Genomic DNA, 24,819 nt, shown 5'->3' on the forward strand with positions numbered 1-24,819 from the left:
CGAATATAACCCGGCAAAATTGTCGGGTTTTTTATTGCCCGGAGAAAAATATGTCAGCTGGTTCCATTTCACTTACGAACAACTCAACGGCAATTACAGGGCTGGGAACGAACTTTACTTCAGACCTGAAAGCCAATGATTTTATCGTCGCCGTCATTGGCGGCATCACCTACACTCTCGGCGTTCAGTCCGTTAATTCGGCAACCGGGGTTACACTCATCACGGCCTATGGAGGCCCAACCGCCTCAGGAATTGCATGGACAGCGGTTCCTAATGGAACGCTGGTAGGGATTACCGCTCAGGTAGCTGCTGATGTCGCTAAAGCTATTCGCGGCCTGAATCTCGATAAGGCTAACTGGCAGCAGATTTTCAGCGGCACCGGAAACGTTACAGTTACGCTTCCTGATGGAAGCCAGTACACAGGTCCAGCGTGGAATACCGTATTAAACAAAAATAAAAACCTTTCTGACCTGGCTGATATAACAGCGTCCAGAACAAATTTAGGGCTAGGTACTAGCGCCTATCCCCTGTTTAGTGGAATAGAACTTTCATCCTCTCAGCCTTATATCGATTTCCACCACGGCAAAAGTACTGACGACTTCACGCACAGGATCATAACTGGAGACGCTGGCGCGCTAGAGTTCAGCCATGGGACTGCAAACGCAGCGAGATTTCGTGTGGCGGGCGGTTACCAGTGTAGAGCCGGAGCTACGGGAGCATATAGCGGGCATTGTTTCAACTACAACTGGAACGGTAGCTCACAGGTTGAAGTATGGATAAACGCAGACCGAGTAGGCGCTATCACTTTAGCCGCGGTGTCTGATCGCGCTTTGAAAAAAGATATCACGTACCGCGATGATAAAGACAAGGCTCTGGAAGAAGTAATGCAATGGAAGCCAGCTACTTTCAAGATGAAAGCAAGAGGCATTATTCCAGAGACAGCAGATATGCTGGGGTACATTGCAAACGACCTGGCTGCGGTATCGCCAGAATGTGTAACAGGCGAAGGACTCCCTGACGGGTATGATCTGGAAAAGGACCCGAACCCTTACGGTGCATATGGGCTTGACCAGGTAGCAATCATGGCAAAAATGACGCTCGCTATTCAGGCGCTCGAAAAGCAAATTTCAGCACGCGACGAAGCAATCGAAGAGTTGCACGCACGCATTAAAGCTTTAGACGGCCTCGACGCTTAAAAAAGCCCGGCGACGGGGCAGAGGTAGACCGCGCCGATTTGAGCAGGCTGCGGAGATAAGGGGTATAAACGCGGCAATATCACCGCGTACACTGAATTGGAAAAATTATTCTTTCTTCCTGGTAGGCGATTGTTTGGAGATAGCTATTGTTAAGTAAATATCTTTCTGTAAAGCAATGATTTTCTCATCACTAGGCTAAATAATACTGACAACACAGAAACGGAGAAGAATAAGTATACGTCATTAGCAATATGGTTTTTTAATATCAGATAAAAGAAGAAGTGAATAAAGTAAATGCTTGTAGCCATGGTTTTAGTGTCGAATTGAATGTTTATAGAAGCGTTAGCTGCAAGCAAAATCAGAATGGAGGCTACGATTGGGGCTGTAATTAGCATGTCATTACTATATATCCCTTCCTTGAATTTCATTGCGCTTTCTGCTATTAGCATAGAGATTGATATGACAAGGGTGACTAACAAGTTACTGGTTGAAATCTTGCTAAAGAAACTATTCCTTAACAAGGACCCTAAAGCCACAAGCGGGAAGCCAAATAGCAAAAAATTTCTATAATACAGTATGGAGTACTGGCTTGGTGTAATAGTATTTTGAATTAGTACGCCGATTATATAAAGAGCTAATGCCACTGTATAAAGATACTTTTTCCCTCTCAGTAAGTAGTACGTATAAATACCAAGTATCATAGCTGGCATAAACCATAAGTGGCACCACCCCTTAACTATCAAAAGCATTAAATTAAAAGAAAAACCTTCTAAGCTGAAATTGTTGCTGTATAACTCCCTAGAAATAAAAGGAAGGTAAAACAACCACCAGCAAACATAAAGATAGAACAATCTCTTTAAAACTTTAATTAGATCATCAGAACTGTCTTTCCCCGAAAAGAAATACCCAGCTGACAGGAAAAAAAACGGCACTGCAATTCTCGCAATGCCTTGCGTCAGTAAATACTTCAATTCAGAACCGGGAATGATGGTATGTATAGATACTACCAGAAAAGCCATGATAACTTTGACAGCGTCTAATAGGTTGCTTCTTCCTTGTTTCGCCATAGTGAAACCTAAATTAATGCCAGTAAACAATACAGCCATTATGCCTGATTGATTAACGTGAGAGAATTAAAAAGCCTTGTCGATGGGGTAGATACGGTGCTCAACTATCTGAGCAGACTATGGAGTGTCTGGTTAAAGTTTATCCAATTAATCCGCTCTGTTCTGTAAAAATCCCTTTCGCATCATGCTCCTTACAAAAGCCCCAAACGCAGCGGCTTGCCAAAAAGCCCCTCTGATATTACTGTGTTTATATACAGTAATTTTAAAAGGGGAAATTTATGGCGCGCGGGTACGAAGTCGGCTGGGCATTTCGGGACGCAATCAAACTGGACAGTCGTAGCAGACGGATAGTAACAACGAATGAGTTCCGTCTGATGTTGGCAAAGTACAACCACCACTGGACGCTGGAGCAGTGCAACGAGTATATCCTGCGCTATCAGAGCAACTTCTTTGAGATCGACGCTGTGAAGGAAAACAAGACGTGGGCGCTGCGCAACATGGGGTACGTGATGTGACTGCCTCGGCTGAGCCTTACGACCTAAAGCAGGCGGAACCGGATTATGCGCATTTCACTTCTAGCAGTTTCCGCATCGAAACGCAGGATGGCTTTGTCATCGTTGACAGCGCGGACCGAGTGAAGCCTGGTGACGAAGTGGCGTTTCAGTACGATGGCTATCCGATGATCGGGATTCTGTTCTCATCGGGACTGATTACACCAGACGGCGAAACTCTTGAAGGCGAGGTGATGGAGAGGATTATCGTGCTGGGGAAAGTGACGGCTACGATTCTCGACGATGAGGACCCGTACCGGCCGACGATATGAAAGGAGGCCTCATTTTCTGTGGGGCAGCAATGGGACAAAAAATTGCCGCAATCTTTACCATCTCTTCGCTACAAGGTTGGCAAGTGATTGCGGCAATGCTCTGTTGGCGCGGGCTTTCGATGTGATCTTTGCTCGCTCTATTTTTCCTACCATTGCATTATGAATATGCAGGTATAAGCGCATAAGTGTGTGAAACTACAAGGAATTTTATAAGGCCACTTTAGCGAAGCACGTATGTAGCACAAGATCGTTCATTTTCGTGTTGATGAGGGAAAGCTGATCCGTATTGTTCTCTGACATCCAGGCGCCATAAACCCGATACACCATCTGCGCATCCGAGTGACTCATTTGCGCGGCGACGTAGTTCGGGTTTGCGCCTGCCGACAATGCCCAGCATGCGAAAGTGTGCCTGGACTGATATGCCTTACGGTGGCGAAGACCTGCACGCCTTAGCGCACCGTTCCATATTTGCCCAAGCGAATCCGTCGAATAGTAAGCGCCTGACCTGCCGTTTACTGCATCAAGGCTGGCGTTGAATACGAATGTTTTCTGATCATCTATCCTTTCGCCATGCTCCCTGGTATGAAATGTGAAGAGAGTCTGAGGATACATTCTTGTCAGCTCGCGCTGATTGCGGAGAACTTCAGCTGCTGCATCAATCAGACAAATGACCCTGTTGCCTGCCTCGGTCTTCGGTGGGGTGAACAGGCCTTGCGGCGTCAGATTGCGCGAGACGGTAATGGTCTTCGCTTCAAGGTCTATATCCTCCCAGGCCAGCGCGCAGAAGATCTGAATTAACCAGAACTTTGCGAAGCTTTGAACAACATCCTGAAAGAGGCCGCCGACGAAAACCTTGTTAATGGCTACCCTGTTACTTCAGGGTAACTTCAGCCAGTATGCTATCTGCGCATGGAGAGGCGATTCGTGCAGCATTATTGAAAATATAAAAATGAATGGATTTATTATCACGACAGCCATTCAGGATCGGACTTTCAATACAAATACCTCTGTCATAATAAAAAATGTTACCGTTCCTGCCATAAGCATTTACTGGCATTAGTAGCAACTCTTCTTGTCCCAAAAAATACAGACTTTGCCTGTATAACCGGTACAACCTCCATTACAGTAATTAAGACGCAGACACAGAATGATTTTACAGGGGAAGTAGATGACATGCTTGTCACTGTCGTTGGGCAAGGATACACCTTAAGTGACACAGTAAATATTGGAATGGGATCTGATGGTGCGATAGTTTCTGTGAATATCACTAACCCAGGTAGTGCTATACAACCTGCACCGTAAGCATGCCATCATCAACAGGATCAGAATTCGCAGGAACAGTGGTTCTGGCGCTGTTAACTGTAAAGAGTGCGTTCTGTCCTTCTCATTTGAGGCGGTTCTTAATATTCGTATCACAGGGTTGAAGAGCTCTTTTACAGCGAAGGCGGGAAGCACTTTAACGCTAAAGCGCATGCAGAATAGGCCTTGAGCGGGGATAGCTTGAACATTATAAATTAGGCGGCTAAAGCCGCCCTTATTTTAATTCTTGGCAGAGGCGATGCCTTTCATAATTATTGCATTGCCTTTGTAGCACACCCAACCAAAAAATAGGGTTAATGCTATACTCAAACACAGTAATGCATAGTTATTATGTATGTGATTATTAATCTTATTGTCGCTGGTAAGGATAGAAATAACCACGTGGTGAACCAAGAACGCAGCGAAGCTAACTTCAGCAATATATGTTATTGCATTTGATTTGATCAAGTTCATTTTGCCTACCTCAAAAAATGAAGCGGTGGCAGAGAAGCAAAAAACTGCTACAGCTATCTTTGTGGGCACTGGGCTAGCATTAAAGAAAAATATTAAATAAAAAAGCGAAACTATCACAGGAGCCAGCATAATTACCGGCGTGAACTTTTCAGAAGCAAATCTGTACGATGAGCCAAGCGTGAAAAGAGTACCCATGGTAATAAGGTTGTTCCATTCACTGATGTTAAATAATCTTCCGTAGAATTGATGGTTTACATAAAATATAAGCAGTGAGGCTATAGCTGTAGCCAAGGGGTATCTTGAGGTTGCCTTAACGATGGCCGGGAATGCGATATAAAGAGAAATTATCGCCCCTAAAAACCATTCGCCCGTAACGTAAAAAGTATTCAATTTGTAGTGGAGGTAACCATCAAAGCCAATTAGAGTCAGTAGGAAATTAACGGGCTTAGCTGAGAACGCAACGCCACCATTGCATATTATTAACGCAACAAGACATGCAACATAACAAACGTAGAACTGAGGAAATATCCTCAGAAGTCTCTTTTTATAAAATGAAAACACTCCACAGGAGTTTGATTTTGTTGATAGTGAGTAGCCGGATATTATCATGAAAAGCCCAACGCCAATCTGGCCTAAATCTATATAATTATTTCCATGCCAGCCTATCATATCACCCCATCCGCGCTTCATAATCATTTCCACATTGAAGTGGAACAGAATAATCATGAATAGCGATAAGACACGCAAAAGATCGATTGAAAAAATCCTTAATTTTTTGTTGCTCATTTTTTGTCCATCTTATGGGGGTTGTCTGCAGGGAATAGTAAGCGATAGTTAAGGAAGGTTAAAATATTTATTAAGATAAATCTTGAAAACGTGACAAGAAATTTCTCGCCTCATAGAAAAGTCCCCGCGATAGGGCAGAGATGTGCCGCAACTGCTCCAGTAAGGTGCAGGTGGGTAAAGTAAATTTAGCTAACAATGCATGACGACTTCAGCCGACACCAATGAGATAGATTTGCGGCACGCAAAGTCTTGTTACCTTCTGCAGGACACCTGTGAGACAAAAAATTGCCGCAATCTTACCTTTGGCTTTGCTTCAGGATTGGCAAAGGCACCATAAAACCGATACATCATCTACACCTTTGCATACTCATCTGACTGGCGATGAAGTTGGGGTTTGCTCGGGCAGGGCGTGACCGGTGGTTGTAGGTTTTTCTGGAATCATAGAGTTAGCGATAAAAAATCCCGGCATATTTAATTTCGGAACCCCATGTTGGTCGTACTTCGCAAGTTTAAAGAATACATTAGCCGGCCATACCTTACCGGCTGGAAATTATGCCAGGCTCGATTTACCCTCTAAAATCCCCCTTGTTCGCCAGATTGATGAAACAGACCTCGCAGTATGCTTCTGCTAAACCCGGACTTAACGTGCATCAGCCTGATCCAGCAATACTGCTCAGGCAGGTTTACGTCCCTCACTCCAGACACGGCGAAGCAGAACCACAATGAAAAAATTAGTTTTAATCACAGCCGTGCTGCTGCTTTCCGCATGCGCGACAAAACAGTACCCCCAGGCACCAGCGGTTACGGATGAGGAAGCGGTGGCGCTGGATTGTCAGGCGCTTGAGCGCGAGATCGCCAAAACGCACGGTATCCAGCAGGAGATCAAACAGACCAGCAACTTTGACTATCGTACGGTAATGGGCTTTCTGGGCGACTTCGGGATCGGCAACGGGATTGCGCGCCATAATGCCAGTGAAAAAGCGAAATCGCGGCTGTCACAGCTGCAGGCGCTGCGCGACGTAAAATGTAGCGCCCGCTAAGGGCAAGGCAAGTTTGCTATCCAGCCTGCATACGCTTTAGCGTGTAAAGCTTGTTTTATGAAATGTTATATCATAACATTTTACACTCTTTCACTTATGGAGGGTAAAATGGTGGCGAAAAAACAGGCTTTAACCGTATTGGTTATGCTGACGATCAGTGGGCAGGTTATGGCGCACGGGCATCACTCACACGGTCCGGCGCTGTCGCAAATGGAGCAGAAAGCGGCTGAAGGCATTTTCGACAATAAAGATGTCAGGGATCGCACGCTGGCGGACTGGGAAGGGGTATGGGACTCAGTTTATCCGTTGTTGCAGCAAGGCAAACTTGATCCGGTCTTTGTGAAGAAAGCGCAAAAAGACGGGCACAAGAGTCCAGAGCAATATAAAGCCTATTATCGCAAAGGCTATGCTACCGATATTGATCGAATGGGCATCGAAAATGGCGTTATTGAGTTTCACCGCGGCGGCAGCGTGTCAGCCTGTCACTACAGCTATGCGGGGCACAAAATCCTGACTTATGCCTCTGGCAATAAAGGGGTTCGCTACCTGTTCGAGTGTAATGACGCGAACAGTACCGCACCTAAATATGTCCAGTTTAGCGATCATATTATCGCACCGCGCAAATCGAGCCATTTCCATATATTTACCGGCAATGTTTCTCAACAGGCACTGCTGGACGAAATGGATAACTGGCCAACCTATTATCCGTATCAGTTAACGCAACAGCAGGTCGTTGACGAAATGCTGCATCATTCATAGTTTAAATACAGATTAAAATAGTCACGCAGAACAAGCTTTAAAAATTAATGCAAACTGCTCAGAGAGATATGTCAAGCTACAAGCTCGTCGCAGGCCAGGCTATGTCAGGTTCTGCGATGAAGCCAGGCTCCAGAGCATTGGTGCCGACTGCGGGGGAAATTTATAAAAATATTACCCTTACGTAACCATTCTTTTAATCGATTAAATATATCCCGGCGACGATAGCGCTGACAGAGATGATGTGCAGTAATTCAGTCATGTTATTTACCTCCTTTGTTGACCTCTGTTTCATTCAAGAAGCTATAAAGCAATCCGTCAAATAATGAGTATGAATTTATCAAATAAAAGTGGAACGAGATAAGGCGATACAACAAGCGGAACAGGGTTTATACAAAAAGCCAAACGGCAGAGCCGTAATGTTTTACCTTTTACGCTTCGTTCACGTTTCGGTGATTTTAGACGCATGATAAATAGTCACAGCGCTAAACTAGATATACCCAATAAGGGTAAATGGAGGTGCGTATGTCAGAACGTCCCGATGATCTCGATCCCATCCCCGGCGATGGCCAAGTGCCAGGCAGCATAGAAGATATACCCGGCGGAGATGAGGACGAGATGCCAGAAGATGACGAGTACCAGGAAGATGACGTCGAGGATGAAGACGAGGATGAAAATCTTAATCCCTGAATGCTAAAGCCGTCTGCGGGCGGCTTTGTTCATAGCGGCGCACGCAAAAAATTGCCCGCATAATGCGGGCAAGCCCAGTAGAGCAGAACTCTCGTTTACATTACGTAAAAGCAATGCGCATAGCGCATAGTCATCTTCTCACCGGGTCGAAAATAAGGAAATGGTCAGGCGGGTTATCTGTCACAGGAAATTCTTATTACGCAAAAAAAGACCCGCTCGAGGCGGGTGAAAATCGTTACATGGAGTAATCCACATAATAGGTCAGACGCTAACCTGTAACGAAAGTTCGAGCGAAGCGGTAAATTCTCTCTCACGCTCTTTTCCTCTGCGCTGTTATTGCTGCGTGTCGCGATAGCGTCGCCATTCAACCAGGGTTCCCAGCACAGACAGCGCCTGTTCAGACGAGCGCAACAGCGGGTAATCCTCATTGAGCGGTGCCAGTTCAAAGCTGTCCTGACTGCGCGCGCGATATTTGCGTACCACATAATCGCTGTCGCCATTTAGCGCGAGCACCAGCTCTCCGGGCTGGGGCGGTAACTCTGGATCGATAATCAGCAGATCGCCGCGCAGGCATTGCGGCGACAGCGCGTTGTCCCACAGCAGCACGGCAAAGCTGGCGGTAGAGTAGTCGCGATCTGTTTGCACACGCCTCGCAATTTCAACCTGATTAGCCTCTGATAGCCATAGCGAAATTTGCTCCCTTTCAAGTACGGGCACGCCGGTTTGCGTCTGATTTTGTACAGTAAAAACCGGTCCATCGCCGTCAACCAGCCATGCAGGCGCGCAGCCCAACGCCTCTGCGAGCCGCAGCAGATTTTCGCCGCGCGGCAGCGTCTCCTCTTTTTCCCACTGTGATATCGCCACATGGGAAACCGAAATTTTTTCCGCTACTGCTTTTTGCGTCAAATTCAAAGCCTTACGGCGGAAGCGGATACGTTCACCTGTTGTTTCTTTTTCCATCGTCTTGACATCTCCTGAGAGCCAGACTTAAGTATACTTAAGCTGTGAATTTAAGCAATCTTAAGTTACAGCGAGGGAGGCGCTTTGCGTTGTACGCCTGACGTCAGCAGCCGTTACCCGTCGAGCACAGAGGTGAGGCATGGAAAGTAGTCTGATTACCAGTGTTGGCGCATTAGTTCTTGGGGGCGGAGCGGCCGCGCTTTTCTGGAAGCCGCTCATTGCAGGCATTGCCTCTATTGTCACCAGCAATCGTGCCGGTGGAGAAATCATTACCAGTTACAAAGAGCAGGTGCTGTTGCTAAAGGAGAGTAACGCGTTGCTCCGTCAGGAGAATGATGATTTGCGAGTACGGCACGACACGAATTTGCGGCGGATTTCCACCCTTGAGACCGATCTGCGTCTGATCAAAAACGCACTCGGCATCCTGGTGGCAATGACCGATGCCGATCAAAACAGCAAGTTCCGCAATGAAATCGACAGGCTAATTTCCACTCTGGAGGATCGTAACGATGGCAGAGATACACAGTGAAATAAGACCGGCGACTCACAAACGTAAGCTCATGCTGGGCGTGCTGATGCTGGGCATGTCGATGGTATGCATTGTGATGACCATTCTTTTTTTATACGTCAGCAGTACTGCCAATCGGCGCGTAGAAGAGATTCGGCAGGAGTCCCGCGAATCTGCCGCCAGACGCGAAGCCAAAGTTGATCAGCTGTCGAAGCAGGTGTCCGCACTCCAGCGAAAGCTGGACGCGCTGCCCGATCGGACCGCCGCACAGACGGCCGACAAGGTTAAGCAGGTTGTTATACAGGATGAGTCCTCTGTAAAGCCGTAACAGGAGAGCCCTATGCGAATTTTTAACCTGATTGGGGAAGGTGTTCACGCCCTCCGATCGTTTATCATCACGAAGGAGTCTGCTATGACTGATACCAGCATCATTAACTCAACCGCTCAAAACAGTGACGCCACGCTGCCGCAGTTTGCCGTACCGGACAGCAATGTACCCACCGATCCGCAACTGCAGCGCTTAACCTCTCCCTCAACGGTTGCGCCAGCAACTTCAGAGGAGACGCCGGGAGAAACGCATGTGGCACCTGACGCGACGGCGCAGCACACCCCTGCTCAGTCTGCGGATCAGAGCCCAACCCCGGACGCTGCCACTTCCGCGTCTTCTACGGATCAGAGCGCAACCCCGGACGCTGCCGCCTCTGCGTCTTCTACGGATCAGAGCGCAGCCCCGGACGCTGCCGCCTCGGCACAGCCTGCGGATCAGAGCGCAACCCCGGATGCTGCCGCCTCCGCGCAGCCTGCGGATCAGAGCGCAGCCCCGGCCGCTGCCGCCTCGTCGCAGCCTGCCGATCAGAGCGCAACCCCGGCCGCTGCCGCCTCGTCGCAGCCTGCCGATCAGAGCGCAACCCCGGATGCTGCCGCCTCGGCGCAGCCTGCCGATCAGAGCACGCCCTCGAACGCTGCCGCTCAGTCCGCCGATCAGCCAGCGACGGCAGATACTTCCGCTAACGCGCAGTCCCAGGCGCAGACATCCGTGGCGGATGCCGCTGCCGGGCAGACCAGTCCGCAGGCTGACAACGCTGCTGTACAGGCGTCAGCCCCCGCAGCCGCATCCACCGCGCAGGCGTCTGCTCAGCCAGCGGCGAAAACGGAGCAAGATGACTTCAGCGCAGGCGTAAAAGATTTCAACGCCGCGTTTGATTTCGTCCAGCAGGGAATTGAGCGCCTTGGAGCGGCGGCCAGGAAAGAGCTGTTTGAACTGGCGCGTAAATATCTGTGATAACTGAGCGTGCGTAATATCAAAAGGGGACAGCGGGTCCCCTGTTTTTTTGCAAAAAATAGCGGCGCTTTTGGTCGCCCCGACGGTCTTGCAAAAGTTAAAGCGCATGAAAAGATTCTGTTCCGTTGCTGGCTGGCGGCGGGGAGGGTGCAGGCGTGACAAATTACATAAGATGCCCGTTCTGATAGCGGGCTGCGCCTTTCCTTGGGGTTCCCCTTAACAACGGCCATGCATAGCCCTTAACAGGGGCAAAAAGGAGTGAGCGAGCGCACCGTGGTTCTCTGGCTGCGGGTATCCTCAGGGGCAACTTGCGAACATTCTTAAAGCGGTTTCGTTATAATCCACTACCTTTAATCATTCACGCGAGATAATTATTGGTTAAAACGGCAGAAGGAAAAACAGCATGAGTGATTCAGTGGAAACGAAAAGCAAAACTGACTACCTGCGCGATGTAACCTCGCAGCTGAAAGAGATGCGCCACTATGCGCAAACCAATACCGAAACGCTCTCCAGCCACTGGCTCGCATTTGATGCTGGCGAATATAAAGATAAAGAGTTTGCCGGACGCATTGATGCGCTGCTGAACAAACAGGGCACGCTGCTGGATGACTTAGACGCCGCAATCCAGGACATGGAGATTGCGGTTAACCACAGCGAGCAGGAGAAGTAACCCTGCTCCAGCCGGTGGTCGTCGCGCTTAGTCGGCCACCAGCCACATTTCCGCTTCTTCAAACATCTCTTCGATGATGCGCGCCAGCGTCGCTTTATCATTTTTACTCATATCGGTTTCGATCGCGTTGCGCTCCATCGGCTTTACGCGCACTTCAAGCTCCGGGAAAACGCGCTGTACGCGCTTTTCCAGCTCCCGCAAAATCATTTCGCGCGCGCCTGGCAGGCCGGCTACGTTACGCTTATCGTAAATCAATTCCACAAACATACTGGTATTCCATACAGGGAAGAAATTCGCTGGCACATCATACTGTAAATCCAACCAGTGACAAGCGTCTCAGGCGCGTCAGAAGGTTTTTTTTTGGCGTCATACGCAAATTTGTGGCAGGCGGTGATCAAAACAGGGCGAGGAAGAAATTGCAGCAGGATAAAAAAATTAAACCTCTGGAGGTGGAAATCCAGCAACACCTCCAGAGGCGGTGCAAGCGCACCATTCGTTCAAGGACAATCACGACCGAAGTCGTGAAGTAAACTTATACAAGTTTTGCGAGCTTGTACAATTTAATCCTGAATTATTTTACTGGTTGGAGGTGTTGCCGCTCTCGGCAAGTCAGAGTTCGTTCTTAATGCAGAACTCTTCCCAGGTCATACCCAGCGATTCCGCATGAGATTTAAGGTAGTTTTCAATCGCTTCAGCGGCCACGGCTTTATCCGGCTCAGCAAGCTGGATAGAAAATATCATGCCATCAAGGTTTTTTTGACGCAAAAAGGCAGCATAAATGCGTTCGGCATGCCATTCGCGCAGCTGGCGCAGCGACATATTGGCGTGGCGCGCATCGCTTTCTGTCAGCTCATCAAGCGCGGCCTGAAAATCGGCGTGGGCGGTAAAGAACATCTCGCGCGCCTGCGCGTAATAGGCTTCTGGCGTTTTCATAAAGTTTCCTGAAAAGTTATTGTGGTGCAGCGCGCCAGTGTAACTCACCGGCCTGGGCTTGTCAGGACGCCGTTCCGGAGAGAAGCGGAAGAAAAAAAGTCTTCGCGCGGCGCGAAGCAGAACGTAGATTGCTTGCGGAAAGCAGGCGAAAAATTATAACTTAGCCGCCATTGAAGCGATCTCAGGGATTAACGATGAAAAAGTGGATGCTGACGGCCGCGCTGGCGCTGGCCGGTTGTGCGCAAATTAACAGCTATGAGGATGCGGTGCAGACGCCCGCCCCCGCCAGCCTGCAGGGCAACTGGCAAACCGTCGGCCCGCAGAGCGGCTTACGCAGCGATCAGGCGCTGGGCAGCCTGATTGTGAATGCAGACGGCAGCACGCTGGACTGCCGTCAGTGGATGCGTGTTATCGCCAAACCGGGCAAACTTTCGCGCCTCAGCGGCGACTACGTTAACGTCAACCGCCAGTCGCGCGTCATGCCACTGGTGCTGGAAGGAAGCGAACTGCATTATGACGGTTTGACGCTGCGCCGGGTTGAACGTCCGACGGTAGAGTGTCAGCAGGCGCTGGCTGAAGTGGCCCGACAGCCGAAAGCGGCGGTGATCCAGAATATCGAGCCGGACATCCTGAAGTCCGACATTACGCGGGCGAACGAAAAAAAACAGTAATGGCACCACGCCTTATTCCGTCAGACGCGACGGAATAAGGCGCTTAACGCTACTCTGCCACTACCCAGACGCTGACGCTGCCGCCGTTGCAGCGCACGACGAGGCTACCCTGTTCATCCGCGGTAATCGTCTCTTCGCGATGGCCTAAATAGTCGCGCCATGCTTTACCGGCAAAGCCTTCTCCCATCGCTACGTTTTTTTCGCCTTCGTCGCCGTTCGACATAATCACAATGCAGCCCGGCTGCTCAGCGGTGCCGCTGCGGCTGAACGCCACGCAGTTGGGATGATCGAAATAATCCGTTTGCGCCCCCCAGGCGTAAAGCTGACGCGCCCGAATCAACGCCTCCAGTTCTGCAATAGCAGGCATCTCGACGCGATGCGTCCCGCCGTCGCCGCCTTCATCTTCATAGCTGGCGCCAAACAGATCGGGATAAAACACCGTTGGCACTCCCTGTTCACGCAGCAGGATTAAGGCATAGGCAAGGGGCTTAAACCAGGCTTCTACCGGCGCTTCCAGCGACTGCAGCGCCTGAGTGTCGTGGTTGGCGACCAGCGTGACCGCATGCCAGGGATCGGCCTGTACCAGTGAATTAGCGAAAACCTGGCTGAGATCGTAGTCGCTGCCCTGCGTTGACGCCTGATGGAAATTCAGATGCAGCGGCGCGTCGAACAGCAGGGTTTTGCCGTCTACCTGCTGGATATATTCCAGCAGCTTGTCAGTCTCGAACGACCAGTATTCGGCGACGATAAACATCGGCTCGTCGGCGACCTCCTGAATATGTTCGATCCACTCTTTATAGAACCAGGCGGGAATATGTTTCACCGCATCAAGACGAAACCCGGTGCAGGGCACCTGTTGCATAACCCAGCGCGCCCAGTACTTCAGCTCTTCGCGTACGGCGTTGTTGCGAAAATCGATATTCGCGCCCATCAGATAGTCGAAATTACCCAGCTCGCTGTCTACCTGATCGTTCCAGCCGTCGGCGGTGTAGTCATTAACTATCTTGAAAACGCCGTTCTCATCCGGGTTTTCGATATGGTCGACGCCGCTAAAGCACTTATAGTCCCAGATGAATTTTGAATATTTACCCGCACGCGCCGCAAAGCTGAAGCGCGTCCAGGCTTCGCACTCGATCACCTCTTCGCTGATCTCGTCGCGGTTATCGGGATTGACGCGGTTGACGCGCACGCGCTCTTTCTCATCCGCGCCCATTTTATGGTTGACCACCACATCCAGCAGTACGCCGAGGTTGTGTGTGCGAAGGGCGTCCGCCGCAGCCAGCAGTTGCTGCTTGTCGCCATATTTGGTGGCGACGCTGCCTTTCTGTTCGAATTCGCCCAGGTCGAAAAGATCGTAGCTGTCGTAACCCACGGAATAGCCGCCCGATTCGCCTTTATACGCAGGCGGCAGCCAGGCCATGGTGATGCCGATCTCGCTCAGCCAGGCGGCTTTTTCGGCGACTTCAGGCCAAAGCTGGCCGCCGTCCGGGTAATACCAGTGGAAAAATTGCAATAACGTCGGATTGTGCATCTGCTGCGCTCCAGCGGGAAAAAAAGCAAGTATGGAGCACGACGCAAAAAAAGACGCACCGGCAGAACAACTCTTTTGTTCTTCGCGGTGCGTTTCAGAATCAGGAGAGGGGCTGGTTTTCCATCGGCACCATCACGCTGCCCTGTTTGCCATAGGCGTTGAGCACTGATTTCTGGCGGGTATTCTGGTTAACCAGCGTTGAAAGCTCGTTCATGCGCTCCTGCAGCAGGCGCTTCACTTCGCTTTCATTATCAAGGATATGGCGCAGTACCGGACGCAGCTGCTCCTGCGCCTGCGCAGAAGGCGAAGCAGCCTCGGTCGATCGCGCCAGCCGTTGCACCGCGCTGACGTAATCAACTTCCTTTTTGATCAAATCATCCCATTCGCCCTCGGCCGCAAGACGCAGCATTTGCTGGCTGAGATCGAGTAACTGCTGGTAAATGGTAATCAGTTGCGGTGCTAGTATCATTAAACGGCGTCCTGAATCAGAGGTTGAGGCTGGGCAACTTCCTTCCAGGCATCAGCGATATTACGCAGCAGCGCTTCGACCTCAACAATGGCCTCCACGTCATTACGTAAATTCGCCTGAAGGAGGCGCCGCACCATATAGGCGTAAAGCGAAAGCAGGTTGGTGGTGAGCTCATCGCCGCTCTCTTCTGCGAGACCTTGCCTGAGCCCGTTTTCAATAATGTTAATGGCTTTAGAGAGGGAAAGACCTTTGCCCTCAATGTTGCCGTCCTGCAGGAACAGACGAGCGCGTACCAGCGCGCTGAGCGCGCCTTCGAACAACATATTCACCAGCTGCTGCTGGCTGGCGCTCATCACGGCGCTTTCGACGCCGATTTTTGCATAGGCCTGTGTGCCGTTTGCGGTGTACATGATCACTCCTTAGTAAAATCAGCTCTTGGAGCTGGAGCTGCTTGACGTATCGAACTGCTGCGTCAGATAGCTGCTGGTCTGGTTTAGCGAGCTCATGACCACGTCGAGCTGGGTAAACTGGGTTTTTAAGCGCGCAATGGTGTCAGTAATGCGGTCGTTTACCTTGTTGTACTGCGCGGTCAGGTCGTTCAGCGTCTTGCTGACGCCATCAGTCGCCGACTGCACAATGCCGGTGCTGGAGAGCCAGCTGGTCAGGTTGCTGGCGACAGTGGTGGCGACGCCGGTGGTTTTGCCGTCACCGATAATCATCTCTTTCACGCCCGCCATATTCGAGGTCAGGCTGGTGTTCAGCTTGCTGGAGTCCAGATCCAGCTGACCAGTGGTGGGATCGGTAGTCACGCCGATCTGCGCCAGGGTTTTAAAGGTGGAAGAGCTGGAGGCGTTGGTCAGCAGGCTTTTCAGCTGGCTCTGGATAGTGCGCAGCGTACTGTCGCCCAGCAGCGCGCCGTTACTGCTGTCCTGCGAGCTGGCGCCCACATCGACGGCGGTATATTTGGTCAGGCTGGAGAAGCTGTCCTGCAGTGTGTTATAGGCCGACACCCAGCTGGTGATGGCGTTGCTGGCTTTAGAGGTGTCGGTGGCGACGGTCAGCGTCTGGTTGCCGCTGGTGGTGTCGCTCAGGTTCAGCGTAATGCCTTCCAGCGCGTCGCTGATGGTGTTACTGCTGTTTTCGATAGCGATATTGTTAACGGTCAGCTTGGCGTTCTGCGCCGTCACACTTTCCGTCATCGCATTGCTGCTGGCGCTGGCGTCGTAGCCGACAATGCCCTGCAGCGTACTGTCGCCGGTAACTTTAATGCTGCTGACGGCATTATCCGAACCGGTTTTATCAGAGGTGACGGAGAGGCGGTAGCTGCCGTCCGCGACTTTGATAATGCTGGCGGTAACGCCTGCATCGGCGCCGTTAATAGCGTCGCGCATACCGGTCAGCGAGGTCTGGTCGCTGGTCAGCGTAATATCTTTGCTGGAGCCGTCTGCCAGCGCAATGCTCAGCGTGCGGCTGCTGACCGAGCTGTCGCCCAGCGCCGTGGTGTTGCTGCTTTGTACCGCTGAGGTCAGGGTCTGCGCCTGCGCCAGCTGCGATACGCTGATGGTGTATTTACCCGCCACGGTGCTGCCAGAGGTAGTGGCGCTAAATGCGCTGGAGCTGCTGGTCGCCGTCGTGGCAGTGAACAGGTCCGCATTATTCAGCGTGGTGTTCGCCGTCTGAAAGGTGGTCAGCGCGCTTTTCAGCGTCGCGTAGGCGCTCAACTTGGCGGTATAAGAAGACTGTTGGTTAGAGATCGGCGTCAGGGCGGCTTTTTCCGCCGTCTGCATGCTGTCAAGAATACTGCTTAAATCCAGGCCTGAACCGATACCCAGGGTAGAGATACTTGCCATGCTTGTTTCCTTATCATGTCGACACGGAGAGTGAATACCGGGGTTATCGGCGGCGAATGGGGAAAGTTTAAAGTTATTCCTGCCGGCGCGATAAAGGGAATAGCGCATATAGAGAAGGGTATTTCTAAGGCTAGAAAAAGGGAGATTTTCTTCTAAAGAAGTCGCAGGCGAGGGCGATAAAGATAAGCGTGACAGGTTGAAGGAAAAAAATTTCACCTGGTACTAAAAAAATTCTAAAGGTTGTTTAAGGGCAGACGATAACAACTTTGACGGCGCTGAAGCCGGCGGGTTGAAGCCCACACCTTAACCGAAAGACTTGATTAACAGGAATATTTATCATGGCCCAAGTCATTAATACCAACAGCCTCTCGCTGATCACTCAGAACAACATCAACAAGAACCAGTCCGCTCTGTCTACTTCTATCGAGCGTCTGTCTTCTGGTCTTCGTATCAACAGCGCTAAAGATGACGCTGCTGGTCAGGCAATTGCCAACCGCTTTACTTCTAACATCAACGGCCTGACTCAGGCTTCACGTAACGCCAACGACGGTATCTCTGCTGCGCAGACTACTGAAGGCGCGCTGTCAGAAATCAACAACAACCTGCAGCGTGTACGTGAACTGACCGTACAGGCACAGAACGGCACCAACTCTGATTCCGACCTGTCTTCAATCCAGGACGAAATCAAATCACGTCTGGACGAAATTGACCGCGTATCTGGTCAGACTCAGTTCAACGGCGTGAACGTACTGGCTAAAGACGGCAAAATGTCTATCCAGGTTGGCGCTAACGATGGCCAGACCATCGACATCGACCTGAAGAAAATTGACTCATCTACTTTAGGCCTGAGCGGTTTCAGCGTCTCTAAAAACGCGCTGAAAACCAGCGATGCCATTACTCAGGTAGGTGCTAGCGGTTCTCTGAAAAATGTTGACCTGTCAAGCGTTGCTACTGCACTGAAAGTGGACGCAAGCTCACTGTCACTGAAAAACGTGCAGACTGCAGCGGGTGCGGCGACCTCTACTTACGTCGTCTCTTCAGGCAGCGACAACTATGCAGTATCAGTAGACGATACCACTGGTAACGTTTCTCTGAACACCACCGACGTGTCATACACCGACACTGCAAACGGCGTGACCGCGGGTACCATGTCTGGTCAGTTCGTTAAAGTAGGTGCTGATTCAACTGGCGCTGCGCAGGGTTATGTCACCGTTCAGGGCAAAGATTACAACACGGCTGCAGGCGCAATCGTAGATGGCGGCGCAACGGGTACCACTGCCGTAGCCAGCAACATCGGCGACATCGCTTCTGCTAGCAACGCCAACCTGCACACTGGTTCAGCGACTTCTAACCCGCTGGCACTGCTGGACAAGGCTATCTCTTCAGTGGATACCTTCCGTTCAAGCCTGGGTGCGGTGCAGAACCGTCTGGACTCTGCTATCACTAACCTGAACAACACCACGACTAACCTGTCTGAAGCACAGTCTCGTATTCAGGATGCTGACTACGCGACCGAAGTTTCAAACATGTCTAAAGCACAGATCATCCAGCAGGCTGGTAACTCCGTGTTGGCGAAAGCTAACCAGGTTCCGCAGCAGGTTCTGTCTCTGCTGCAGGGCTAATCGCCCTCTGGTGAACGACCTGAAACCCCGCTTCGGCGGGGTTTTTTTATGGCTGAAAAGCAGCGAATCCGTCACCATCCTGTTACAGATCCTCGCCGCGCTGCCGATAACTTCCTACAGAACATCACAACTTTTTTAGCCCGATTTTTCTTTTTCTGGAGTGTCTATGCGCTTCAATTATGACTTGTTACCCGGCGAGCAGCTGGCCTTCGACGAGATCGCGCTGCGTTACGCGCAGCAGCATCCCGACGAAAAGGCGCTTACCGTGCGCGGGTTGCTGAGCCCGTCCACCAGCCACCGTACTCTACGCATTCGCGCGATCTTCGCCGGTGAAGAGAGCAACAGTTCGCTGGAAGATCTCCTGTTTATCTCCGACGATAACGAACGCAAAAACTACCTGCGCCGTTTCGAGCACTACCTGAAGTCGCAGGAGCCGTTCGCCTATTTTCGCCGCAGCGAGGCGCAGCGCGACAATCTCTGGCAGGTCATGGGCGAGAGCCGGGTCTACGCCATGATCGATCCCCACTCCGCCGCCGCGCAGAACCTGCTCGCCAGCCGCGGTTATCAGCTGGTATTGATGCGCGAGGATGAGAACGAGGCGTACTGGCAGCTTTTCGATCCCCAGATGCATCCCTGTTTTCCGCTTTCGCGCCGCATCCAGTTTATTGTGGTGCTGAGTACGCCGCAGCATAAGGTGCCAACGGCGGTGATGGCGGGCATGGAGGTCGGGCGGCGCGTCAAAGCCAGTGTATTGCAGCGCGCCAGCCAGGCGGAGTTTCTGGCGGCGGTTAAAGCGCGCTACGGCGGCTGCGTCATAACCGGCACGCGTCTTACCGAACGTCACAGCTGGCCCTGGGTAGAGGCGTGCCATATCGACAGGCGGCAAAATGAGGAGGGCGGCCTGGCGGACAACAGCGTCGATAATGGCCTGTTCCTGCGCAGCGATTTGCAGCGTCTGTTTATCAATAAAATGATAAGCATCGATGGTGATTCAGGGCAGATACGTTTCCATCCTGACGCAGAAATCCAGCAAAGCATTAGCCCCTATTACCAGGCGCTGGAGGGGCAGGTCTGCGCCCTGTGGGAGGCGGTTCCGCTCGCCACGCGGCAGCGGCTGAGCGCGTTGGGTTAAGCGCCCTTATGGGAGCGGAACAATCCGCTCTCTGACATAACAAAAATGAAATAACCTCGCTTTTGCCCGCCTATTCACCCAATCAATCCCCCCTACAGAATTGGATAATCCTGCCGATAACTTCATTAACGCAGGGTAGTCAACGTGAACGATTTCTATACCGCCGAAGGCGTGATGGATAAACATTCGCTCTGGCAGCGCTACGTCCCGCTGGTGCGCCATGAAGCATTGCGTCTGCAGGTTCGTCTGCCAGCCAGCGTTGAGCTAGACGATCTGCTGCAGGCCGGTGGCATTGGCTTGCTGAATGCTGTGGAGCGTTACGACGCTCTGCAGGGGACAGCATTCACCACCTACGCCGTGCAGCGCATCCGTGGCGCAATGCTGGATGAGCTTCGCAGCCGTGACTGGGCGCCGCGCAGCGTGCGACGTAACGCACGCGAAGTGGCGGGTGCGATGCATCAGGTCGAGCAGATGATGGGGCGTGCAGCCACCGAGCAGGAAGTAGCCGATCGGCTGAATGTTTCGATGGAAGAATACCGGCAAATTTTGCTGGATACCAATAACAGCCAGCTCTTCTCCTACGACGAGTATCGAGAAGAACACGGCGACAGCGCGGAGCTGGTCACGGAAGGGCATGAAGAGGCCAACCCGTTGCATCAGCTACTTGAAGGGAATCTGCGTGAACGCGTCATTGAAGCGATCGAAGCCTTACCCGATCGCGAAAAAATGGTGCTGACACTGTACTACCAGGAAGAACTGAACCTGAAAGAGATTGGAGCGGTACTCGACGTGGGCGAATCACGCGTCAGTCAACTGCACAGTCAGGCGATAAAACGCCTGCGTGCCCGACTTACGGGAGCGCGCTGACGGCTTCAGTTCCTGGCGATCTAAAAATAATAAAACCGGGGACTCAGCAATGGGAGCCAAATCCAAAGCCAGACCTTTAAGCCGTTATCTTAAAGACTACAAACATAGCCAGAGCCACTGTTCACACTGTGGCAAAGTGCTGGACCGCATGGCGTTGGTCTTTCGCGGTCAGATCATCAATAAAGAGGCCATTGCGCGCATGGACCAGATGATTGATGAGCAGCTGTGGCTGAAATTACAGCCAGAACTGACCGCGCTGTGCCGTTTTTGTAGTGATATTTTTTGCAATACGCATCCTAATTACTTCGACATTATGGCATTCAAGCAGTACCTGTTTGAGCAGACGGAAATGAGCCACAGCACTATCCGCGAATATGTGGTACGGCTGCGTCGTCTGGACGATATGCTTAAGGCCAAAAATTTCCCGGCTGACCGCTTAAGCGGCAACAGCTGGCATGAGTGCCTGGAGAATGATCTGCCTGATGCGGGCAATAATAACTACCGCATCGCGCTGCGCAAATATGACCAGTTTTTGGGGTGGCAGCGCAGCTAGCTGCCGAAGCGCTGGCACGCTGATCGTCTCCGCTCAGGTGGGGACGCGTCAGAGAGACCAGCGAAGCATTCAGTATGCCGCCGCGGCGCACTTAGCCAGGCGGTTATCTGCGAAGCAGGCAGCGCAACCTGTACCGACGGGAAGCCGTTCCTGTTACGAGGGAGCGGTTGTGCGATAGTCATAAGTATGTCCCCGTGCGGCAGACCGCCGCTTAAAAATGCGTAAGCATCAGGTGACCTCTTCTTTTACGCGCGAAGGCAGATGATCCTTCGCGCAACTTCTGCAACACTGTAAAGATTACTGTGACAGCCCTGGAGGCCGCATTGTCTTTACATCATCTTCACCAGTATCCACGCCTTGAGCTGCTCGGCGCGCCGACCCCGCTGGAGCATCTGCCACGCCTTTCTGACTATGTCGGTCGCGATATTTTTATCAAACGTGACGATGTCACGCCGATCGCCCTTGGCGGAAATAAACTGCGCAAACTGGAGTTCCTGGCAGCGGATGCGCTGCGCGAAGGGGCTGACGTGTTGCTGACGGCGGGCGCTATCCAGTCTAACCACGTACGTCAGACCGCCGCCGTCGCGGCAAAGCTTGGCCTGAAGTGCGTCGCGCTACTGGAAAACCCAATTGGCACCGAGGCGGAAAACTACCTCAGCAACGGCAATCGACTGCTGCTGGATCTCTTCGACTGTGAAATCGTGCTGGTAGAGGCGCTGAGCAATCCGGCGGCGCAGCTGGCGGCGCAGGCGGAACGCCTTGAAGCGCAGGGTTTTCGTCCTTATGTCGTTCCGGTAGGCGGCTCGAACTGGCTGGGCGCGCTGGGGTATATCGAATGTGCGCAGGAAATTGCCCATCAGAGCGAAGGCGTAGTCGATTACGCCGCCGTAGTGGTGGCGTCCGGCAGCGCAGGCACCCATGCCGGGCTGGCGGTCGGGCTGGAGCAGCTGCTGCCGCAAACGGAGGTGATCGGTGTTACCGTTTCGCGTAAAACGGAGCAGCAGCTGCCGGTGGTAGACAGCCTGCGTCAGCAGTTGATCGGCAAGCTGGAACTGACCAGCACCGCGCCCGTTACGCTGTGGGACGACTACTTTGCACCACGCTACGGCGAACCAAACGAAGAGGGGATGGAAGCCGTCAAACTGCTGGCCCGCCTGGAAGGCATTTTGCTCGATCCGGTTTACACCGGCAAAGCGATGGCCGGCCTGCTGGACGGTATCAGCCAGAACCGCTTCCGTCGCGAAGGTCCGCTGCTCTTTGTGCATACCGGCGGTGCGCCAGCGTTATTTGCTTATCATCCTTCGGTCTGAGCAGTCGGAAAAAAAACGTTTATACTGCGCGAGTTACTGAAGCAGTACCGGGCGGCGCGTAAGCGCTGCCTGACAACACACATCACATACTAATAAATGGGGTAGATATGATTTTTTCTCGTGTTGGTCGCCATCTGGCGATGGGCGTGATGGCGGCGGCGCTAATTGTCGGCGTTAACATCAAAACGCACGCAGCGGAAAACCTGCTGGCGCAGATCAAAGACAAAGGTGAGCTGCGCGTTGGTCTGGAAGGAACCTATCCGCCGTTCAGCTTTCAGGATGAAAACGGCAAACTGACCGGCTTCGAAGTAGAGTTCGCGCAGCAGCTGGCGCAGCATATGGGTGTAAAAGCCAAACTGCAGCCGACCAAATGGGACGGCATGCTGGCGGCGCTGGATTCTAAACGCATCGACGTGGTGATCAATCAGGTGACCATCTCCGACGAGCGCCAGAAGAAGTATGACTTCTCCACGCCTTATACCATCTCCGGCGTGCAGGCGCTGACGATGAAAGCCAAAGCGGGCACCATTAACAAGCCGGAAGATCTGGCGGGTAAAAAAGTCGGCGTTGGCCTGGGCACCAACTATGAGCAGTGGCTGCGCAGCAACGTAAAAGGGGTCGATATTCGTACTTATGATGACGACCCGACTAAATATCAGGATCTGCGCTCTGGCCGTCTGGATGCGATCCTGGTCGATCGTCTGGCCGCGCTGGATCTGGTGAAGAAAACCGGCGATACCATGGCGGTAGCGGGCGCGCCATTCTCACGTCTCGCCTCCGGCGTGGCGCTGCGCAAAGGCAACGAGGATCTGCTCAACGCAGTCAATCAGGCGATCGCTGCCATGCAGAAAGATGGCTCGCTGGCCAAACTGTCTGAAAAATGGTTCGGCGCGGATGTGACTAAGTAATGCAGGAAAGTCTCAAACTGGTGCTGGATTCAGCACCTTTTTTATTAAAAGGCGCGCTCTTTACGCTACAGCTCAGCATCGGCGGCATGTTTTTCGGCCTGGTGCTGGGCTTCGTGCTGGCGCTGATGCGGCTGTCGCGCTTCTGGCCGGTTAGCCTGCTCTCCCGTTTTTACGTCTCGGTCTTTCGCGGCACGCCGCTGATCGCCCAGCTGTTTATGATCTACTACGGCCTGCCGCAGTTCGGCATCGAACTCGATCCCATTCCCTCTGCCATGATTGGCCTGTCGCTCAATACCGCCGCCTACGCCTCGGAGTCGCTGCGTGGCGCGATTGCGGCCATTGAGCGCGGCCAGTGGGAAGCGGCGGCAAGTATCGGCATGACCCGCTGGCAGACGCTGCGCCGGGTGATCCTGCCGCAGGCGGCGCGTACGGCGCTGCCGCCGCTCGGCAACAGCTTTATCAGCCTGGTGAAGGATACCTCGCTGGCGGCGACCATTCAGGTGCCGGAGCTGTTCCGTCAGGCGCAGCTGATCACCTCGCGCACGCTGGAGGTTTTCACCATGTACCTGGCGGCGTCACTGATCTACTGGGTAATGGCGACGCTGCTGTCGGCGCTGCAAAACCGGCTGGAAAAACGGGTCAATCGTCAGGATGAGGAGGCGAAATGAGCGCCATTGAGATCACCGGACTGGTGAAAACCTTCAACGGCCAGACAGTGCTGCACGGCATCGACCTGGAGGTCGCCTCGGGCGAAGTGGTGGCGATTATCGGTCCCAGCGGGTCAGGGAAAACGACGCTGCTGCGCTGTATCAACCTGCTGGAGACGCCAGACAGCGGCACCATCAAAGTCGGGGAGATCGCTATCGACGCCAGGCTGGCGCAGACGAAGCAGAAAGAGCAGGTGCGTCAGCTGCGCCAGCAGGTCGGCTTTGTTTTCCAGAACTTCAATCTGTTTCCTCACCGCTCGGTGCTGGAAAACATTATTGAAGGGCCGGTCATCGTTAAAGGCGAACCCAAAGGGGAAGCTGAGGCGCGCGCCCGCGCGCTGCTGGAGAAAGTCGGATTGCAGGGCAGGGAGAGCAGTTTCCCGCGTCGGCTTTCTGGCGGCCAGCAGCAGCGCGTCGCCATCGCCCGTGCGCTGGCGATGCGTCCGCAGGTGATCCTGTTTGACGAGCCGACCTCGGCGCTCGATCCCGAGCTGGTGGGTGAGGTGCTCAACACCATCCGCGCGCTGGCGCAGGAGAAACGCACCATGGTCATCGTCACCCATGAGATGAGCTTTGCCCGCGACGTGGCGGATCGGGCGATCTTTATGGATCAGGGCCGCATCGTTGAGCAAGGCCCGGCGAAAGCGTTGTTCAGCAACCCGCAGCAGGCGCGTACTCGCCAGTTCCTTGATAAATTTCTTAATCAGTAATGGAT

At 52.4% G+C, this 24,819-nt stretch carries 29 protein-coding genes; 19 read left to right on the forward strand and 10 right to left on the reverse strand.

From position 1 onward, the window contains the following. The first annotated feature begins 50 nt into the window (after window positions 1-50). Window positions 51-1,196 (forward strand): tail fiber domain-containing protein, encoded by a 1,146-nt coding sequence (locus D7S44_RS08080; protein WP_120453721.1) that lies wholly within the window; start codon window positions 51-53, stop codon window positions 1,194-1,196. A 149-nt stretch (window positions 1,197-1,345) separates the two neighbouring features. On the opposite strand, the gene D7S44_RS08085 is transcribed toward D7S44_RS08080, so the two are convergent. Beyond that, entirely contained in the window at window positions 1,346-2,302 is a 957-nt protein-coding gene (locus tag D7S44_RS08085) for an acyltransferase family protein (RefSeq protein WP_120453723.1), read from the reverse strand. 335 nt (window positions 2,303-2,637) lie between these two features. Here D7S44_RS08085 and D7S44_RS23860 point away from each other — a divergent pair, with 335 nt between their 5' ends. Together D7S44_RS23860 and D7S44_RS08095 are read left to right on the forward strand one after the other, a co-directional pair. Further along, complete coding sequence (locus D7S44_RS23860; RefSeq protein WP_240629441.1) at window positions 2,638-2,778, forward strand: hypothetical protein; 141 nt, start codon at window positions 2,638-2,640, stop codon at window positions 2,776-2,778. Beyond that, window positions 2,745-3,086: a phage repressor protein gene (locus D7S44_RS08095; protein ID WP_147402091.1), complete on the forward strand. Its 342-nt coding sequence runs from the start codon at window positions 2,745-2,747 to the stop codon at window positions 3,084-3,086. The genes D7S44_RS23860 and D7S44_RS08095 overlap by 34 nt, the downstream gene beginning before the upstream one ends. Before the next feature lie 207 nt (window positions 3,087-3,293). Here D7S44_RS08095 and D7S44_RS08100 read toward each other — a convergent pair whose 3' ends face one another. After that, complete coding sequence (locus D7S44_RS08100; RefSeq protein ID WP_311781249.1) at window positions 3,294-3,947, reverse strand: site-specific integrase; 654 nt, start codon at window positions 3,945-3,947, stop codon at window positions 3,294-3,296. A 678-nt stretch (window positions 3,948-4,625) separates the two neighbouring features. Next, complete coding sequence (locus tag D7S44_RS08105) at window positions 4,626-5,645, reverse strand: acyltransferase family protein (protein WP_120453730.1); 1,020 nt, start codon at window positions 5,643-5,645, stop codon at window positions 4,626-4,628. A 722-nt stretch (window positions 5,646-6,367) separates the two neighbouring features. Between D7S44_RS08105 and D7S44_RS08110 the strand changes: the two genes are divergently transcribed. From D7S44_RS08110 to D7S44_RS23670, 3 genes are all read left to right on the forward strand, one after another. Further along, window positions 6,368-6,685 (forward strand): hypothetical protein, encoded by a 318-nt coding sequence (locus tag D7S44_RS08110; RefSeq protein WP_120453732.1) that lies wholly within the window; start codon window positions 6,368-6,370, stop codon window positions 6,683-6,685. A gap of 108 nt (window positions 6,686-6,793) precedes the next feature. Next, window positions 6,794-7,444 (forward strand): metal-binding protein ZinT, encoded by a 651-nt coding sequence (gene zinT / locus D7S44_RS08115; protein ID WP_120453734.1) that lies wholly within the window; start codon window positions 6,794-6,796, stop codon window positions 7,442-7,444. 522 nt (window positions 7,445-7,966) lie between these two features. Beyond that, the gene (locus D7S44_RS23670; RefSeq protein WP_167456960.1) at window positions 7,967-8,131 is read left to right on the forward strand and encodes a hypothetical protein; all 165 of its coding nucleotides are present in this window, start codon (window positions 7,967-7,969) and stop codon (window positions 8,129-8,131) included. A 333-nt stretch (window positions 8,132-8,464) separates the two neighbouring features. Here the strand turns inward: D7S44_RS23670 and D7S44_RS08120 are convergent, their stop codons facing one another. Then, window positions 8,465-9,091, reverse strand: coding sequence for a helix-turn-helix domain-containing protein (locus D7S44_RS08120; RefSeq protein WP_120453736.1), 627 nt, complete (start codon window positions 9,089-9,091; stop codon window positions 8,465-8,467). Window positions 9,092-9,230: 139 nt separating this feature from the next. On the opposite strand from D7S44_RS08120, the gene D7S44_RS08125 reads away from it, so the two are divergent. The 4 genes from D7S44_RS08125 to D7S44_RS08140 all read left to right on the forward strand — a co-directional run bounded on the left by D7S44_RS08125 (window position 9,231) and on the right by D7S44_RS08140 (window position 11,551). Beyond that, entirely contained in the window at window positions 9,231-9,620 is a 390-nt protein-coding gene (locus tag D7S44_RS08125) for a hypothetical protein (RefSeq protein WP_120453738.1), read from the forward strand. Then, entirely contained in the window at window positions 9,601-9,927 is a 327-nt protein-coding gene (locus tag D7S44_RS08130; protein WP_120453740.1) for a hypothetical protein, read from the forward strand. The genes D7S44_RS08125 and D7S44_RS08130 overlap by 20 nt, the downstream gene beginning before the upstream one ends. An 84-nt stretch (window positions 9,928-10,011) precedes the next feature. After that, window positions 10,012-10,881 (forward strand): hypothetical protein, encoded by an 870-nt coding sequence (locus tag D7S44_RS08135; protein WP_120453742.1) that lies wholly within the window; start codon window positions 10,012-10,014, stop codon window positions 10,879-10,881. Window positions 10,882-11,284: 403 nt separating this feature from the next. Further along, on the forward strand, window positions 11,285-11,551 hold the full coding sequence (locus D7S44_RS08140; protein ID WP_120453744.1) for a hypothetical protein: 267 nt from the start codon (window positions 11,285-11,287) through the stop codon (window positions 11,549-11,551). A 27-nt stretch (window positions 11,552-11,578) separates the two neighbouring features. On the opposite strand, the gene D7S44_RS08145 is transcribed toward D7S44_RS08140, so the two are convergent. After that, entirely contained in the window at window positions 11,579-11,818 is a 240-nt protein-coding gene (locus D7S44_RS08145) for a DinI-like family protein (protein WP_120453746.1), read from the reverse strand. A 342-nt stretch (window positions 11,819-12,160) separates the two neighbouring features. Then, window positions 12,161-12,484, reverse strand: coding sequence for a DUF6388 family protein (locus D7S44_RS08150; protein ID WP_033749791.1), 324 nt, complete (start codon window positions 12,482-12,484; stop codon window positions 12,161-12,163). A gap of 194 nt (window positions 12,485-12,678) precedes the next feature. Here D7S44_RS08150 and yedD point away from each other — a divergent pair, with 194 nt between their 5' ends. Continuing rightward, window positions 12,679-13,155, forward strand: coding sequence for a lipoprotein YedD (yedD, locus tag D7S44_RS08155; protein ID WP_120453747.1), 477 nt, complete (start codon window positions 12,679-12,681; stop codon window positions 13,153-13,155). 49 nt (window positions 13,156-13,204) lie between these two features. On the opposite strand, the gene amyA is transcribed toward yedD, so the two are convergent. The 4 genes from amyA to fliD form a co-directional block, all read right to left on the reverse strand. Continuing rightward, window positions 13,205-14,686 carry an alpha-amylase gene (amyA, locus tag D7S44_RS08160; RefSeq protein ID WP_120453749.1) on the reverse strand — a complete coding sequence of 494 codons (1,482 nt, stop codon included), beginning with the start codon at window positions 14,684-14,686 and terminating at the stop codon, window positions 13,205-13,207. Window positions 14,687-14,786: 100 nt separating this feature from the next. After that, a complete protein-coding gene (fliT, locus tag D7S44_RS08165) occupies window positions 14,787-15,155 on the reverse strand; it encodes a flagella biosynthesis regulatory protein FliT (protein WP_120453751.1) in 369 nt (122 codons plus the stop codon). Then, entirely contained in the window at window positions 15,155-15,565 is a 411-nt protein-coding gene (fliS, locus tag D7S44_RS08170) for a flagellar export chaperone FliS (protein WP_120453753.1), read from the reverse strand. Before fliS ends, fliT begins: the two co-directional genes overlap by 1 nt. 18 nt (window positions 15,566-15,583) lie before the next feature. After that, the gene (fliD, locus tag D7S44_RS08175) at window positions 15,584-17,005 is read right to left on the reverse strand and encodes a flagellar filament capping protein FliD (protein WP_120453755.1); all 1,422 of its coding nucleotides are present in this window, start codon (window positions 17,003-17,005) and stop codon (window positions 15,584-15,586) included. A 338-nt stretch (window positions 17,006-17,343) separates the two neighbouring features. On the opposite strand from fliD, the gene D7S44_RS08180 reads away from it, so the two are divergent. From D7S44_RS08180 to tcyN, 8 genes are all read left to right on the forward strand, one after another. Continuing rightward, window positions 17,344-18,627 (forward strand): FliC/FljB family flagellin, encoded by a 1,284-nt coding sequence (locus tag D7S44_RS08180; RefSeq protein ID WP_120453757.1) that lies wholly within the window; start codon window positions 17,344-17,346, stop codon window positions 18,625-18,627. A 166-nt stretch (window positions 18,628-18,793) separates the two neighbouring features. Next, window positions 18,794-19,759 carry an HNH endonuclease signature motif containing protein gene (locus D7S44_RS08185; protein WP_120453759.1) on the forward strand — a complete coding sequence of 322 codons (966 nt, stop codon included), beginning with the start codon at window positions 18,794-18,796 and terminating at the stop codon, window positions 19,757-19,759. Between the two features lie 144 nt (window positions 19,760-19,903). After that, entirely contained in the window at window positions 19,904-20,626 is a 723-nt protein-coding gene (locus tag D7S44_RS08190; protein WP_120453761.1) for an RNA polymerase sigma factor FliA, read from the forward strand. A 49-nt stretch (window positions 20,627-20,675) separates the two neighbouring features. Continuing rightward, on the forward strand, window positions 20,676-21,179 hold the full coding sequence (gene fliZ / locus D7S44_RS08195) for a flagella biosynthesis regulatory protein FliZ (RefSeq protein WP_048785856.1): 504 nt from the start codon (window positions 20,676-20,678) through the stop codon (window positions 21,177-21,179). Window positions 21,180-21,502: 323 nt separating this feature from the next. Continuing rightward, a complete protein-coding gene (locus D7S44_RS08200) occupies window positions 21,503-22,489 on the forward strand; it encodes a D-cysteine desulfhydrase (RefSeq protein WP_120453763.1) in 987 nt (328 codons plus the stop codon). Window positions 22,490-22,596: 107 nt separating this feature from the next. Continuing rightward, on the forward strand, window positions 22,597-23,397 hold the full coding sequence (tcyJ, locus tag D7S44_RS08205; RefSeq protein ID WP_120453765.1) for a cystine ABC transporter substrate-binding protein: 801 nt from the start codon (window positions 22,597-22,599) through the stop codon (window positions 23,395-23,397). Further along, window positions 23,397-24,065 carry a cystine ABC transporter permease gene (gene tcyL, locus D7S44_RS08210; RefSeq protein ID WP_120453766.1) on the forward strand — a complete coding sequence of 223 codons (669 nt, stop codon included), beginning with the start codon at window positions 23,397-23,399 and terminating at the stop codon, window positions 24,063-24,065. The genes tcyJ and tcyL overlap by 1 nt, the downstream gene beginning before the upstream one ends. After that, window positions 24,062-24,814, forward strand: a complete 753-nt coding sequence (gene tcyN, locus D7S44_RS08215; protein WP_120453768.1) for an L-cystine ABC transporter ATP-binding protein TcyN — start codon at window positions 24,062-24,064, stop codon at window positions 24,812-24,814. The genes tcyL and tcyN overlap by 4 nt, the downstream gene beginning before the upstream one ends. The last annotated feature ends 5 nt before the right edge of the window (window positions 24,815-24,819 follow it).

This window comes from Pantoea piersonii, from assembly GCF_003612015.1.
Taxonomy (GTDB): domain Bacteria; phylum Pseudomonadota; class Gammaproteobacteria; order Enterobacterales; family Enterobacteriaceae; genus Pantoea; species Pantoea piersonii.